General features: G+C 60.3%; 12 protein-coding genes. 3 read left to right on the forward strand and 9 right to left on the reverse strand.

All coding sequences use genetic code 11. The annotated features are described in order from the left end of the window. Window positions 1-69: 69 nt before the first annotated feature. The 7 genes from H9Q75_RS08195 to H9Q75_RS08225 all read right to left on the reverse strand — a co-directional run bounded on the left by H9Q75_RS08195 (window position 70) and on the right by H9Q75_RS08225 (window position 6,282). Window positions 70-1,350: a TRAP transporter large permease gene (locus tag H9Q75_RS08195; RefSeq protein WP_186565990.1), complete on the reverse strand. Its 1,281-nt coding sequence runs from the start codon at window positions 1,348-1,350 to the stop codon at window positions 70-72. Next, window positions 1,347-1,886, reverse strand: a complete 540-nt coding sequence (locus H9Q75_RS08200) for a TRAP transporter small permease (RefSeq protein WP_186565991.1) — start codon at window positions 1,884-1,886, stop codon at window positions 1,347-1,349. Before H9Q75_RS08200 ends, H9Q75_RS08195 begins: the two co-directional genes overlap by 4 nt. A 79-nt stretch (window positions 1,887-1,965) precedes the next feature. After that, complete coding sequence (dctP, locus tag H9Q75_RS08205; protein ID WP_186565993.1) at window positions 1,966-3,054, reverse strand: TRAP transporter substrate-binding protein DctP; 1,089 nt, start codon at window positions 3,052-3,054, stop codon at window positions 1,966-1,968. Window positions 3,055-3,134: 80 nt separating this feature from the next. After that, window positions 3,135-4,013, reverse strand: a complete 879-nt coding sequence (locus tag H9Q75_RS08210) for a DUF6282 family protein (RefSeq protein WP_186565995.1) — start codon at window positions 4,011-4,013, stop codon at window positions 3,135-3,137. A gap of 39 nt (window positions 4,014-4,052) precedes the next feature. Beyond that, window positions 4,053-4,433 (reverse strand): cupin domain-containing protein, encoded by a 381-nt coding sequence (locus H9Q75_RS08215; RefSeq protein ID WP_186565997.1) that lies wholly within the window; start codon window positions 4,431-4,433, stop codon window positions 4,053-4,055. A 119-nt stretch (window positions 4,434-4,552) separates the two neighbouring features. Next, window positions 4,553-5,338, reverse strand: a complete 786-nt coding sequence (locus tag H9Q75_RS08220; protein WP_186565999.1) for a DUF169 domain-containing protein — start codon at window positions 5,336-5,338, stop codon at window positions 4,553-4,555. 17 nt (window positions 5,339-5,355) lie between these two features. After that, entirely contained in the window at window positions 5,356-6,282 is a 927-nt protein-coding gene (locus H9Q75_RS08225; protein ID WP_186566001.1) for a beta-keto acid cleavage family enzyme, read from the reverse strand. A 289-nt stretch (window positions 6,283-6,571) separates the two neighbouring features. Between H9Q75_RS08225 and H9Q75_RS08230 the strand changes: the two genes are divergently transcribed. Beyond that, complete coding sequence (locus H9Q75_RS08230) at window positions 6,572-8,041, forward strand: sigma-54 interaction domain-containing protein (RefSeq protein ID WP_186566003.1); 1,470 nt, start codon at window positions 6,572-6,574, stop codon at window positions 8,039-8,041. A 77-nt stretch (window positions 8,042-8,118) separates the two neighbouring features. On the opposite strand, the gene H9Q75_RS08235 is transcribed toward H9Q75_RS08230, so the two are convergent. Beyond that, entirely contained in the window at window positions 8,119-8,919 is an 801-nt protein-coding gene (locus H9Q75_RS08235; protein WP_186566005.1) for an HpcH/HpaI aldolase family protein, read from the reverse strand. A gap of 42 nt (window positions 8,920-8,961) precedes the next feature. Continuing rightward, entirely contained in the window at window positions 8,962-9,438 is a 477-nt protein-coding gene (locus H9Q75_RS08240; protein ID WP_186566007.1) for a cupin domain-containing protein, read from the reverse strand. Between the two features lie 338 nt (window positions 9,439-9,776). Here H9Q75_RS08240 and H9Q75_RS08245 point away from each other — a divergent pair, with 338 nt between their 5' ends. Beyond that, window positions 9,777-10,649: a hypothetical protein gene (locus H9Q75_RS08245; RefSeq protein WP_186566009.1), complete on the forward strand. Its 873-nt coding sequence runs from the start codon at window positions 9,777-9,779 to the stop codon at window positions 10,647-10,649. A 36-nt stretch (window positions 10,650-10,685) separates the two neighbouring features. Continuing rightward, the gene (locus H9Q75_RS08250) at window positions 10,686-12,632 is read left to right on the forward strand and encodes an oxidoreductase (RefSeq protein ID WP_186566011.1); all 1,947 of its coding nucleotides are present in this window, start codon (window positions 10,686-10,688) and stop codon (window positions 12,630-12,632) included. The last annotated feature ends 104 nt before the right edge of the window (window positions 12,633-12,736 follow it).

Genomic DNA, 12,736 nt, shown 5'->3' on the forward strand with positions numbered 1-12,736 from the left:
TGGCGGCTGCTGCCTGCCGCAGCAGCCGCCACGCTGGGGGTATCAGTCCGGCTCCAAAGTCCGAATGGGTCAGGTGATGCCCATAAGGTTGGGCAGGAACATGATGATTCCCGGCACATAGGCCATCAGCAGCGTCACCGCAAAGGCAACGATGATAAAGGGCAGCAACTGCTTGGAAATGCGGATGAGCGGCACCTTGGTGATGTTGGAGGTGACGAAGAGCGTCATGCCCACGGGCGGGGTGACCAGGCCGAGGGTGATCATGATGCAGAACCACACGCCGAACTGCACCATATCCATGCCGGCGGCCGCCGCCAAAGGCATCAGCACCGGTGTGAAGATCAGCTGGGCGGCGGTGGCCTCCATGGCGCAGCCCACCACAATGAGAATGGCGAACATCAGCAGAATAATGACCGCGCCGTTCTGGGTAAAGCCCAGCACCGCATTGGAGATCTTGTCGGGAATCTTGTCCACGGCCATGGACCAGCCCATGATGTTGCCGAAGCCGATGATAATAAAGATGCCGGCAGTCACGGGAACGGAGCGCATGAATACCTTTGGGAGCATAGAAAGCTTGAACTTGCGGTAGATAATACCGGCTACGATAGCAGCCACCACGGCCACCGCTCCGGACTCCTGGGGCGTAAAGATGCCGGCGGTGATGCCGCCCACCAGGATAACGGGTACTAGCAGGGCGGGGATAGCTTTCACAAAGGACTTCCCAAATTCCTTCAGGTCAAAGCGCTCGGTGCTGCGGGGAAGGTTGAGGCGCTTGGTTTGGATCCGGATGACCAAGATGTAGCCCAGACCGATCAGAATGCCGGGGATGGCGCCGCCGGCAAACATGGCGGTGACGGACACACCGGAGAGCACACTAAAGTACACGAAGGTGACGCTGGGCGGAATGACCGGGCCCAGCACGCCGGAGGCGCACACCAGGGCGGAGGAGAAATCATCCCGATAGCCGTCGCGGATCATCTCAGGCACCACCACGGCGCATAGGATGGCGGCCACCGCGTTGGCGGAGCCCAAAATGGCGGAGAGGATCATGGCCACCAGCACCACCACATAGGCCAGACCGCCGCGGAGGTGCCCTACCAGGGAGCGGACGAAGTCGATGAGCTTCTGGGTCACGCCCATGGCGTTCATCAGCTCGCCGGCCATAATAAAGAAGGGAATACAGGTCAGGCTGGACACGCTGGCGCCTGCAAAAATTTTCTGGGTAATGATGTTGAAGTAGGCATCCACGCCCATGGAGGCCACATGCGTCAGGCCGGCCAGACCCAGCACCACGCAGATGGGCACGCCCAGAATCAGGGTAATCAGAAATACGGCGACCACTAAAGTCATGCGTCAGGACCTCCTTCCTCCGGCTTGGCCGGGTGCTTGTTATACGCGCCGGAGCGATAGTTGCATGCGATGGTATAGTATTTTTCCAGGGCGAGGATGATCAGAATACCGATGCCGATGGTAATGGGCAGGTAGGGAATTGCCATAGAGATGCCGAGACCAATGCTGATCTGCCGGGAAATAGAGGGCATCTGCAGATTCAGAATCGAATTGTAGAAGATGTAGCAGGAAAAGACCAGGACAATAGTGTTGATGAGCAGCTCCAACGCCAGGCGGAGCTTGCCATGCATATGGGTTTGTACCATGTCAAAGGATACCAGACCGCCTGCCTCCCGATAGGCGACTGAGCCGCCCAGGAACGCCACGGCTACGATGCAGTAGCGGATAAATTCATCGGCCCAGACAAAGGAGTGGCCCAGAATATAGCGGCGCACGATCTCCGCCACGGAGGCGATCAGCATCGCAGCCAGTATGGCTGCGGTAATCCACTTGAAAATCGTGCAGACCACATCCAGAATGCGTGTAATTATTTTCATAAATCGTTCCTCTCTTGCTCTGGCAGGCGGGTGGATTCCACCCGCCTGCCAGAATTCAGGGTGACAACAGATTCAAAAATCAGCTCAGGGACTCCACATAGGCGATGAAGTCGGCGATCAGGGGGTCTTTCTCACGATACTCATCCCAGATGGGAGTGCAGATATTCACGAACTCCTGCTTGGCGTCGCCCTCGATGACATTGATGGCGGTGGTGTTGTCGGCCACAATGGCGGCGCGGGCTTCCTCCTCATAGTCGGGCAGGTAGGTGCTGAATACATTCTCACAGCCCTTGGTGAAGCCGTCGGTGATGATCTGGCGCTGGTCGTCGGTCAGACTGTTCCAGAAGTCCAGGTTGAACACCACAAAGGCAGGATAGGGGTACATGCCGATCTCTGAGACGTACTTGAGCTGCTCATAGTGCTTCAGGGCGTAAATGGAGGTCAGATTAATCTCCTCGCCGTCCACCACCTTGTTCTGCAGGGCGGAGTAGACGTCGTTATAGCCCACGGTCATGGGGGAGGCACCCAGGCGCTCAATGGCGTCGGTGAGCATATTGGAGGGGGCGATGCGCAGCTTCAGGCCCTTCAGGTCGTCCACACAGGTAATGGGACGGGTGTTGTTGGCAAAGTGGCGCAGGCCGTTCTCCGAAAAGCCGATGATCTTCAGACCCAGGTCCTCGGCAATTTTGTCGTAGATGGCCTGAGCGGCGTCGCTGCTCAGGGCGGCCTGCTCGGTCTCATAGTCGGTGATCAGGAACGGGAGCTGGAAGCACTCGGAAAGCGTGGTGTACAGGTTCAGGGAGGAGGCGGAGCACTCTACCATCTGGACCGTGCCGTCCATCACCTGCTGCATGACATCAGACTCGCCGCCCAGCACGCCGTCAGGGATGAAGTCGATCTCAATGGCGCCGCCGGAGGTCTCGCTGATGTAGTCAATGGCGTCATAGTGCCCCATGGCGGGGGGCATGGAGCTGTTTCCGTAGCTGGCAAAGGTAATCTTCACCGGGTCGCCTGCAGGCTGCTGCGTCTCGCTCCCGGAGGGGGAACTGGTGGAGGGCGCAGGTGAATTGGTGTTGCCGCCGGAAGGCTGGCCGCCGTTTCCGCAGGCGGAGAGAAGCATAGAGACGGAGAGGACTCCGGCCAGGAGCAGTGCCATTTTCTTTTTCATAGTTACCTCCTAGTATTGTTACATGTGCTCATTTTAACATACTTTGTCCGTGTTTTGTGGGGGGACGCGGACAGCCGGGCTTATAGACCCAGCAGCTTGGCAGGGTTCTCCTTTGCGATGAGGTTGATGTCGGCCTCGCTCAGGCCGAACTTGTCCATGAGCAGACGGATGAAGCGGTACATACCCTCCACGGGGGAGCCGTTGCCGTTCTGGCCCATGTCGGAGTCGAGAATGATATTCGACAGGGGGACCGCCTTGAGCATATCGGCGATCACCTGGTCGTCCAGGGAGCCCAGCTTGGAGCCGGAGGTGAACACGCACACATTCAGCTCAATGTAGGCGCCCATTTTGGCCCACTTGGTCATCTGCTCGTAGGTGGCGCCGATGTGGAACTGGGGATGGTTGACCAGGATGCGCTTGACGCCCAGCTCCACCGCCTTTTCCACCAGATGGTCGATTTCCCACGCAGTGCCGTGGCCGGTGCCCAGGATGACGTCCTTCTCCGCGATCAGCTTCAGGCACTCCACCGCCGCAGGGTCCATCACGCCGTTTTCATCCACATAGACCACCGGGCTCTCGGGCACGGACATCTTTCCAGAGCCGACGAAGGTGCCCTTGTGGTGGTCGATGTGGTTCTTGGAGGACACGGTGGGGAAGTAGATGATCTTAGCGCCCATGTTGATGGCCGCGTCCAGCGCCAGGGCGTTGAACAGGCCCATGGAGTTGTTGAGCGCCATGGAGCTGTAGATCTCGACCCCCTGGGAGTCACAGTGCTCCTGAACCATCTTGACCCCCATGCAGGAGGGGAAGTAGTGGTCCTTGACCAAGAAGCCGCGGTAACCGGCCACAATGGCTTCCTTCAGCATATCGGCGGCGTCCACGGCGCGGTTGGCCACCGAGGGGCCGGCGTGGACATGCAGGTCGATAATGCCTTTGAGAATCTCTCGCTCGTCAAACATAGTCTACAACCTTTCTCTCAAATTTTCAGCAGAAAAAACTTATTTCTTCAGGCTCTCCAAAAATTCGGTGTACTTCTGTTTGAATTCGGGGCGGGGCGTGCCGAAAATATCCATCTGGAAGCAGGGAATGTCGGTGTCGTGCACATCCACATAGTGCTCCACGCCACCGGGGACCACGACGAAACCGCCGGGGGTCAGGTGATAGGGCACACCGTCCACATAATAGTCGCACTCGCCGGCCACCACCAGGGCCACCTGTTCCTCGGGATGGGAGTGAGGGCGCTTCTCATGGCCGGACTCCACAATACCGATGGTGACGGTCACGTCGTCGGCGCCCATGGCCAGGGTGACCTGTTTGATGCCCTCGCGGATGGGGCGGTAGGGCATGTGGTTCCAGTTTCCAGACATAATTTCGCTCATTTCAATTTCCTCCTTGATGCAATTTGTTTGGTTGTTTGGTATACGGGTCCATATGCTTCACAGCCGCGCGGGCCGGTGGAGTGGTCCGCGCGCTGTTGACGCCGAAATCGGAATGCGCCTCAGTCCTCCCGCAGGCCGAAGCAGCGCTCCAGCTCTGCATAGATGGGCGGGAATTTGGGCTCGGCCTGGAGGCCGTAATAGGGGGATGGGATGCGGGCGGCGCCCGCTCTGTGGGAATCGGCCAGGCCGCGGATGATGTCGCGGAGCCTGCTGGCCGGCGCGGTAAAGACCATCTCGTCGTCGCCCAGCATGCCGAAGACCTTTTCGCCGCCGCCGGGCACCACCACCTGGCACTGGTCGGTCTGCAGAGTGACGGCGATCTCAGTGGCGCAGGCGCAGCGGCCCATGAACTTGGACTCGATGGTGCCGCCGGAGTGATAGAGGGCGGCCTGCACCAGACGCACGGCCTGGCCGGGGTTGCAGTAGAAGAGAACCACGTCAGGGTCAAAATCGGCGCGGTGGAGGGGAGCCAGCAGAATGGCGGAGAGCGGCCGTCCCGACCGGGGCGTGATGCTCTGGGTAATGGCGCCGTGCTCCAGGGTGTCGGTATACGCGGGGGAGACAATGCTGCCGTTTTTGATAAATTCAGGCACCTCCCGGATGCCCATCAGAATCAGGGAGTTGGAGCAGCTGTGGTCCTCCTCACAGAAGCCCATGGTCCAGCCGAAGCGGCGGGCCAGCGCCACGCCCTGGCACAGGTTGAGCCTGTGCCCCATGTCCCGCAGAGGGCGGCGGGTGCGCTCCGGGAATTGCTCCGCATTTTCCAGAGTTTTGACTGCCACGGGAAAGGTGGCGGTGCGCAGATATTTCTGTACCGCCTCATCCAATTCTTTGCAGATGCTCATGTGCCCGCACTCCCCTCTCAAACCTTAACGCGGTCGGAGCCCTTCAGCTCCAGAAGCTTACGCACCTCGGCGGGGGTGGCCACCTCAAGGCCCATAATGTGCGCCATGTTGCGCACGGCCGCCACCTGCTCCCCACTGGACTGGGCCAGCACGCCGGGCGTAATGTACAGGTTATCCTCCAGCCCCACACGCACGTTGCCGCCCAGAGCCAGGGCGGTGGCCGCCATGGGCATCTGGTGCTTGCCGGCCGCCGCCACGGACCAGTGGAACTCGCCCAGCTGCTTGCAGGCGGTCTCGTACAGGAAATTCACGTTGGCCACCGTGGCGGGCAGGCCGCCGGTGATGCCCAGCACAAACTGCAGGTAGGGGGGTGTTTTGACAAGTCCCTCCCGGATGAAGTAGGCGATGTTGTTGATCATGCCAACGTCATAGACCTCGAATTCCGGACGGGTGCCGTTTTCGTTCATGGTGCGCACATACTGCTCCAGGCCGTTGTAAGTGTTGGCAAAGATGTTGCCCCGGGTACCGGTCAGGTAGGGCTTTTCCCAGCCAAAGCCGTCGGGAATCTTTTTGGCGATATCCGCCAGAACAAAGTTCATGGAACCTGCGTTGCAGGAGGCCAGCTCCGGCTGCAGCGCCGGAATGGGAGCCAGGCGCTCCTCCAGCGTCATCATCTGGCTGGCCCCTGTGGTGACGCAGCAGATGACGTCGCAGCGCCGGTGGATGCCCGCCACCGTCTCCCGCATCAAATCCAGGCTGGCGTCCGGCTCGCCGGTGGCCTGGTTGCGGGTGTGCAGGTGCACCACTGCGGCGCCTGCCTCATAGGCCCGGGCGGCCTCATCAATCAGCTGCTGTGTGGTAACGGGGAGATAGGGACTCATGCTGGGGGTGTGCACGGCACCGGTCAGCGCAGCGGTAATAAAAATTTTCTTGTGGTTCTTCATTGTCTTTGACCTGCTCCCTTCCGTGGAGAAATTTCTGATGAATATACATGCAAGCCGCGTGCCAATTTTGTCTGCTGCGGAAAAAAGAAGTTTTTCCTGCGGCAGCAAGGGGTTGCACTTTTGAAAAAATTGGAGTATGATAGGTCCAATTCGAAAATGCATCAAAAATTAGAGGCGATACCTCACTCTTCTTTGGCCAATTTGCCCAGAAAAGGGCACATAAACGGGCTTTTTTGGGAAAAATTCAAAAATGACTTGAAAATGCGAAAACGATTTAGGAGGGAGCGCAATGCGTGATACCCAGCAGCAGTGGGAGGATCCGCGCTTTATCAACATGTACGTACTGGCCGACCTGGTCAATCAGCCGATTCATATCACCACGCCGGACGGCGTAGTCCGCTTTGTGAACAAAGCCTGGAGCACCATGTACCACAAACCCTTGGAGGAGGCGGTGGACCGCCATATCCACGACCTGCTGGAGGGAGAGCACCTGAACTACTATCTCTCGGTAGAGGATGCGGAGTCGGAGGACCTGGAGAACCTGAGCTATGAGCACTTCACCGAGCCCAAGAGTACTTCAGCTGCCGTACAGGCGGTGGAGGAGAGGCGGCAGATTACCTGTCTGACCCAGACCCCGACCTATAATCAGATGATGGTAACTGCGACGCCGATCTTTAACGACAAAAATGAGATCGTCTGTGTCTTTACCCTGGTGCAGGATCTGACCGCAATGGGACGGTGGAGGGATGCCATTGAGCAGGAGATGCAGAAAAATACCGTGCTCCAGCGGGAGCTGCAGTATCTGCGCAACAGTCAGGCCGACTCCAATCTCATCGGCAACTCCAAGGCAATAGTGGCCCTGCGCCGGCTGATCACGGTGGTGGCCTCCTCAGACGCCAGCGTGCTGATTTCCGGTGAGAGCGGCGTGGGCAAGGAGGTTGTGGCCAAGGAGATTTACAGCGAGAGCCAACGGAAGGACAAGCCCTTTATTACCGTCAACTGTGCCGCAATTCCGGAAAATCTGCTGGAATCCGAGCTGTTTGGACATGAAAAGGGCGCGTTTACCGGAGCTATCTCCTCAAAGGTGGGCCTGTTTGAGATGGCCAACTGCGGCACCATTATGCTGGACGAGATCGGCGAGTTTCCCCTGCACCTGCAGCCCAAGCTGCTGCGTGTGCTTCAGGAGCGGGAGTTCCGCCGGGTGGGCGGGACCAAGCGGATCCCCATTGATGTGCGGGTGATCGCCGCCACCAACCGGGACCTGCTGGCCATGACCAAAACCGGCAGCTTCCGCATGGATCTGTACTATCGCCTGAATGTGTTTCCCATTCAGATTCCCTCCTTGCGCCAGCGCAAGGAGGATATCCCGCTGCTGGCCTCCGCCTTTCTCAACCAATTCAACAAAAAGTACCAAAAATCCAAGTTCTTTACCACACAGGCCATCTTCTCCCTGGAGCAGTACCCGTGGCCGGGCAATGTGCGGGAACTGGAGAACGCGGTGGAGCGGCTGGTGGTCATCGGGGAGAAGGACGCCATCACGGTGGACCAGGTGTGCGCTGTGATGGGGACCGATTCCTCGGAGTCGGTCAACCTGCCGGGCAATGTTACCCTGAAGGAATCCGTGGCCATCCTGGAGCGGCGGCTTATCTCCGAGGCGCTTTCCACGTACAAGACAACCTATAAGGCCGCGGAGGCGCTGGGGACCACGCAGTCCACCATCGTACGCAAGGCTAAGGCGCTGGGCATTACCGGCTGGTAGAGCCCGGAACACGCAGCTGCCCCCTCCCGCCGTCCGGCGGGAGGGGGCAGCTGCGTGTGTGTGAGACAGCAGGCCGGTCAGCCATGGGCGATCTGATCCCGAATGGTGCTCAGGTGCTGCTTGGAGCGGCTGGAGAAGAAGCCCAGGTCGTTCATGCAGGTGACAAACTGGAAGCCCTGCTTCACGCGGCGGGCGGCGTCCTCGGCGCTGGCGGTGACAATGCCGGGGATGACGTGATTCTTCTGACAGGCCTTAAGGACCTTGTCAATGGCGGCCACCATTTCCGGGGAATCCACGGAATGGCTGGCCGAGGAGTCGGCCTTAAACTGGATGCCCATGTCCAGGGACAGATCGCCGGTGCCGATAAAGATGCAGTCGATCCCGGGGATGGCGGCGATCTCCTCAATGTTTTTCACGCCCTGCACGGACTCGCACTGGGCGATCGTGAGCACGTTGTCGTTGCAGGTGTGCACATAGTCGGGGTAGTTGCCCCAGCGTGGACCGCGGCCGCCGTTGGCGCCGCGCTTACCCAGAGGAGCGTATTTGGTGAAGTTCACCAGATTCTGCGCCTGGGCGGGGGTGTTGATCAGGGGGGCCATCACGCCGTGCAGCCCCACGTCCAGCATGCGGCTCATCATGGGGCCGTCATCCGGGTTGTAGACCCGCATCAGAGGGGCCATGCCGTACATCTCGCTGGCGCGGCACATATGTACCAGGGTCTCCGCGTCGGTCTGGGCGTGTTCGCAGTCAATCAGCACGAAGTCCAAGCCGTTGATGGCCAGGATCTCGCAGTTGGTGGCGGAGCTGGAGGCCACAAAGGCGCCCAGGACATAGCCGTTGGCGGCGATCTTTTCTTTGACGAAATTGCGCATTTGCATAGCTGCGGCAGTCCTTTCTGTAGAGAGAAATTGGCGGAGGGCTTAAGCGCGCACCTCGGCGTTGGCGTCCTGGGGAGCATCCAGATCGGGAACCTCACGTCCGCCGGCATCCCAGTCGATGTCGTACTCGGCCTTCAGCCAGGCCTTGTACTCGTCGCAGCTGGAGGAACGGCGGGGTGACATGATGTCCATCTGATAGCAGGGGCCCTGGGAGCGGTACACATGGGCGTAGTGCACATAGTGGGGGGGTACGTTGACCCAGCAGCCGGGGGCCAGACGGTAGGGCACGCCGTCCACCCAGTAGTCGCACTCGCCCTTTACCACGGTGGCAATCTGCTCATTGGGGTGGGTGTGCGGGCCGATGGGCATGCCGTTGAACATCTTGCCGATGCACATGTGCATGTTGGCGGCCTCCATGGCGAAGCACTTCATGTAGCACATCACCTTGCCGTCCACATCCTTTCTGTGGTTGGGCATCCAGGGCAGGTCGTTGTAGTTGCCGTACATAATCTTAGCCATAAATCTTTCTCCTTCCTAAATTGAACGGTAATTGGACCGATGAACGGTTCTCTGCCCAGATAATACAGCAAGATTGATGCCAGTTTTGCGTCATTTCCGTCAAACCACCGCCGCATATGGCCGGGGCAGGCGCGCAATAGGGGCGGTATATGGCACAAATAAGTTGTAAATGCATTAAAATCGTGCATTACAATGCAAAAACAACTTAACAAATGAAGGATTTTCATTGGAAAGCGTCAATTAAAAGTTGGCACGTGTTTTGCATGCTCTTTCTGTATCAGAACGTGCCGCCGATTTGGGGTACAGTTGATATAAAAATACAGGGTGGGTGAATATTTATGAGTCAGACGGTAAAAAAAGAGGTTTTCGGCGCCACGAGGCGCGGCGAGCAAGCGCTGCTCTTCCGCATTCCCAACAACACCAATGACTACATTGAAGTGACCAACTACGGCTGCACCATCCGCGGGATCTACGTCCACAATACAAAAGGAGCGCTGGAGAACGTCGTGTGCGGTCTGGAGGGGCTGGCGGACTATGAGGCCTCCAATCCCGGCGCCATTTTCGGCGGCACGCTGGGCGCGGCCCTGGCGCACAAGGTGTGGGACGTGGCCGACACGGGGGACAACTATGTGTTCTTCGTCAGCCAGTGCAGTGCCGAGGAGAGCGGCTGCGGCAGCGCGGTCAAGGTTGGGGCGCGCATTATGTGGGTCAACCTGAACCGGCTGGTGCTGGATCTGTTTGTGACGCCCCAGAATGAAACCGCAATGACCCTGGGAACCCAGCTGGCGGTGGGTGGGCGCAATGGCGCCGCGCTTCAGGTGCGCTCCTTCTGCCCGCAGACGGCCCGGCCGGACGGGACGCTGTGCCCGGTGGAAGAGAGCCGGTATGCCGGTATGGTTTTCACGGACGCCGCCTCCATGACGGATGTGTTCGTCAGCCCGTCGGAGGAGATCAAGCCCATGGCGGAGCTGGCCGATCCGGGGGCGGGCCTGTATCTGTCCGCCTATACCACCCTCTCCTCCCTGAGGCTGGAGCCCTGCGGCGCATCCGGGGGAATCCGCCTAATCCAGGAGACCCGGGAGCCGGTTGTCCTCAGAAGTGGGGAGTCCTTCACCGGGCGCGCCATTTACGGCGTGGACTATCTGCGTCCCCAGTCCCCCGAGGATGACGAGGAGCCAAACCCCATGGGCGCGTTCCTGACCGGTCTGTGATGGGGCGGAGAGGTCGCATAAAACGGGAGGATTGTCATGGAAGAATTTAAGCGCCTTTTTGCCCCCCTGCACGTGGGCGGCATGACCGTCAAGAACAGGATTTTTATGGCCCCGATCTCCACCCATATGGCGGACACTCAGGGCCGGCTCACCGAGGACGAGCTGCGCTACTACGAGGCCCGGGCAAAGGGCGGCGTGGGGTATATCACCGTGGCCAGCGTGCTGATTGAGAAGCTCAGCCGCTATGGGACCTACCGCAATCTGGGGCTGTATGAGGATTGGCACATTGAAAACCTCCGGCAGCTGACTCAGCTGGTCCACCGGTACGGCACAAAGATCGGCGCGCAGCTGCTTCATCCGGCCGTGGCCGCGCCGTCCGGCTATAACGAGGGCCGCCAGCCCGTGGCGGCCTCCCCGGTGGAGACGCGGCCTTATGCGGAGCTGCCCCGGGCTCTGACCGTCCCGGAGATCAAGACATACGTGGGCCTTTTTGCGGCGGCGGCCGGGCGGGCAAAGAAGGCCGGCTTTGACGCAATTGAGCTTCACAGCTGCCACCGCCACGGCCTTTTGGGCCTGTTCCTTTCCCCGCTGCACAACAAGCGGACCGACGAGTATGGGGGCGGCGTGGCGGGCCGGGCCCGCTTTGCAGTGGAGACAATTCGCGCCGTGCGGGAGCGGGTGGGGCCGGATTTCCCCATCATCGTGCGCATGTCCGCCTGCGACGAGGAGCCGGGCGGACAGTCCCTGACCGAGGGCATGGAGATCGCCCGGCGGTTTGAGGCGGCGGGGGCCTCGATGATCCATCTGTCCGACGGTTGCTTCGACAGTCCCTGGAACACCACCGCGCCCTTTGGCCGGGCCCAGGGCTTCAATATGGAGTATGCGGCCCAAATCCGGCGGGCGATCCACATCCCTCTGGGAGTAGTGGGCCGGATCAACGAGCCTTGGGTGGGCGAACTGCTGCTGGAGCAGGAGGCGTGCGACGCAGTCTATGTGGGCCGCGCGCTGATCTGCGACCCGGAGTTCCCCAACAAGGCCCGGCAGGACCCGGATTCCATCCGTCCCTGCATTGGCTGCCTGCGGTGCCTGGCCTCGGTCAATGCGGACCAGCCCTTCTGCTGCACCGTCAATCCGGAGGCCGGGCGCGAGGCTCTGGCCGCCGCCCCGCGGCCAGGAGCTGAGAAAAAGAACGTCCTGGTGGTGGGCGGCGGACCCGGGGGCCTGACTGCGGCCATCTACGCGGCGGAGCGCGGACACAGTGTGACCCTGGCCGAGCGGGCCGACCATCTGGGCGGGCAGATGTACCTGGCCGCCTTCCCACCCTGCAAGCAGGAAATCGCCAAGGCCACCCGCTACCTGATACGGCGAGCCGAGGCGGCGGGTGTGCGGATCCGGCTGGGCTGCGAGGTGACCCGGGAGACGGTGACGCAGGGCGGCTATAGCCTGGTCGTCACCGCCACGGGCAGCCGAAACCTGCTGCCCGGCTTCCTGCGCGGGGCGGAACAGCTGGTCACGGCCCGGGACACCCTGGAGGGCAAGGTCCGGGTGGGCAGGAACGCGGTAGTGGTGGGCGGCGGCTCGGTGGGCTGTGAGACGGCCGATTTCCTCCTGCATCCCCACCGGGATCTGAGCGCCCATGCTCGCCGGGTCACCCTAATCGAGATGGACACCGTGCTGGACCGGGAGGACCGCACCTCCGCCCGGGCGCTGCTGATGGCCCGGCTGATGGAGAAGGGGTGCAATATCCTCACCGGCGCCCGGGTGGTCTCGGTCAGCGGCCGGGAGATCATCTATGAGCAGGAGGGCCGGCCGCATACCCTCTCGGATGTGGACACGGTGATCTCCGCGGCAGGGTTTACCTATGAGACCCAGCTGCAGGAGGAGCTGGAGCAGGCCGGCGTCCCGGTCTGCCCGATTTCGGATGCGGCAGATATCCATATGGCCACTGCCCAGGCCTATCTGCTGGTACAGGAGCAGCTCTGAGCCGCGCAAAGCGAAAAAGAAAAATCTCCTCCGGCAGAGCCGGAGGAGATTTCAGTTTGCAAAAAAAACGTCAGGGTTTTCTTTGTTTCAAAGAGTTTTTCAGC

The sequence above is a fragment of the Lawsonibacter celer genome (genome assembly GCF_014281125.1).
Taxonomy (GTDB): Bacteria; Bacillota; Clostridia; order Oscillospirales; family Oscillospiraceae; genus Lawsonibacter_B; species Lawsonibacter_B celer.